Source organism: Streptomyces sp. NPDC057307, from assembly GCF_042667665.1.
GTDB lineage: Bacteria > Actinomycetota > Actinomycetes > Streptomycetales > Streptomycetaceae > Streptomyces.
This window is the reverse complement of sequence record NZ_JBHUZM010000277.1, coordinates 1-1,625: the sequence shown is the minus strand read 5'-3', so window position 1 is coordinate 1,625 and position 1,625 is coordinate 1. Positions and strand designations below refer to the sequence as shown.

At 74.0% G+C, this 1,625-nt stretch carries 2 protein-coding genes; one reads left to right on the top strand and one right to left on the bottom strand.

Going from position 1 to position 1,625, the window contains the following annotated elements; genetic code table 11:
• Positions 1-111: 111 nt before the first annotated feature.
• Entirely contained in the window at positions 112-1,245 is a 1,134-nt protein-coding gene (locus tag ACFUN8_RS37300) for a DUF3533 domain-containing protein (protein WP_383647875.1), read from the bottom strand.
• Positions 1,246-1,385: 140 nt separating this feature from the next.
• Between ACFUN8_RS37300 and ACFUN8_RS37295 the strand changes: the two genes are divergently transcribed.
• The coding region (locus ACFUN8_RS37295; protein WP_383647878.1) for a PHP domain-containing protein at positions 1,386-1,625 on the top strand (240 nt) is incomplete at its 3' end.

The window sequence follows — 1,625 nt, the reverse complement described above, 5'->3', positions numbered from 1 at the left end:
ATCCGGGGGCGACCCTGGCCCGCAGGTACCGGGTGCTGGTCGCCGACGGCGCCTGGGACCGGGACCGGATCGCCTCGGCGGTCGGCCGGCTTTCCGGTGCGCGGGGTGCCGCTACGGCGCCGCCGAGGCCCCCGGGGTGCCCGGTGCCTCCGGCGTGCCGGGCGCGTCCGGGGCCTCCGGCGTGTCCGGTGCGTCCGGCAGGGTGTCCTTGTCCGGGGCCCGGCCCGGCCCTCTGCCCCTGCCGCGCAGTACCGCCATCGCCAGGGTGAGGGCCGTCCCCACCACGGCCCACGAGGAGAGCACCAGCAGCGGCCCGGTGACCGCGTTGCCGTGGAAGTACGCGATCGAGCGGGCCACCCAGGTGCCCGCGCCCGGCGGCAGGGCGGGGCCGATCGACCGCCAGAAGTCCGGCAGCAGCGGGAGCGGGAAGGCGCCACCCGCGCTCGGGTTGCCCGCGACGACGATCAGCAGGATCGCCAGGCCGATGCCCACGATCCCGAAGACGGCCTGGAGGGCCAGGGTGGCCGCGCCGACCGCGAAGACCGTGAGCGCGCCGAGCCCCCACAGCCCCACGACGCCGCCCGGCAGCGCGCCCAGGATCGGGCCGGCGACGACCGCGCCGAGCAGCCCGGAGACCACGGCGTACAGACCCGTGACCACCAGCCGGATCAGCGCCCGGCGGCCGTTGGCCGGCCGGGAGCCGGCGCTGATCGCGAGGATCGCCGCGCACAGATAGCCGCCGACGCACCAGCCGACGACCAGATAGAAGGAGGAGAGGCCGTCGGCGTCGCTCCCGGAGGCGGGCGCGACGTCGTCGACCGCGAGGGACCGCTGCTGCTGCCGCTCGATCTCTCCGAAGATCCTCAGCAGCAGCTGGGTCTCGGTCGATCCCTGGCCGGAGGCGACCAGCAGTGTGTCCTGGGCCGACCGGGAGTCGACCACGAGGGCGGCGTCGATGTCCCGGTTCAGCATCTGCCGGCGCGCGGCCGCCTCGTCGGTGAGCGTGCGCGGGTCGAGCGGTCCGCCCGGCAGCTTCCGCAGCTCGGCGGCCAACTGGTCCGCGACCTTCGGGGACGCCGCGACCACGGCGACCTTCACGTCCTTCGCCCTGGGGCTGTGCAGCGCCCCGACGTACGAGGCGATGAACAGCATCTGCAGCGCCAGCACGCCGATCACGAGCAGTGCGGCCCGTACGGTGACGGCGCTCCGCACCTCGTCGGCGAAAGTCGTGCCCTCACGAGTCATGGGCCCCACGCTCCGGCGCACCCGGTGTTCTCGCAGGTGGGGAGGGTCTGAATGGCTGACGGGCCATGATGTCGCACAAACGTTCGATACTCTCTATGGTGGGAGCGGGGGAGGTGGAACGGATCGATCAGGAGGTGCGGATGGCCGGGTTCACGCATCTCCATACCGTCTCGGGGTTCTCCATGCGGTACGGGGCCTCCCACCCCGAACAGCTCGCCAGGAGCGCGGCCGCGCGTGACATGGACGCCCTCGCCCTGACCGACCGCGACACCCTCGGCGGGGCCGTCCGCTTCGCCGAGGCGTGCGAGGAGGCGGAGATCAGACCGCTGTTCGGGGTGGAGCTGGCGGTGGCCGAAGCCACGGCCGGACCGGGGTACGCC

Bases quoted from the DNA above. Each gene is read 5' to 3' on its own strand.
- ACFUN8_RS37300 (WP_383647875.1), bottom strand. From the start codon at position 1,245: ATGACTCGTGAGGGCACGACTTTCGCCGACGAGGTGCGGAGCGCCGTC.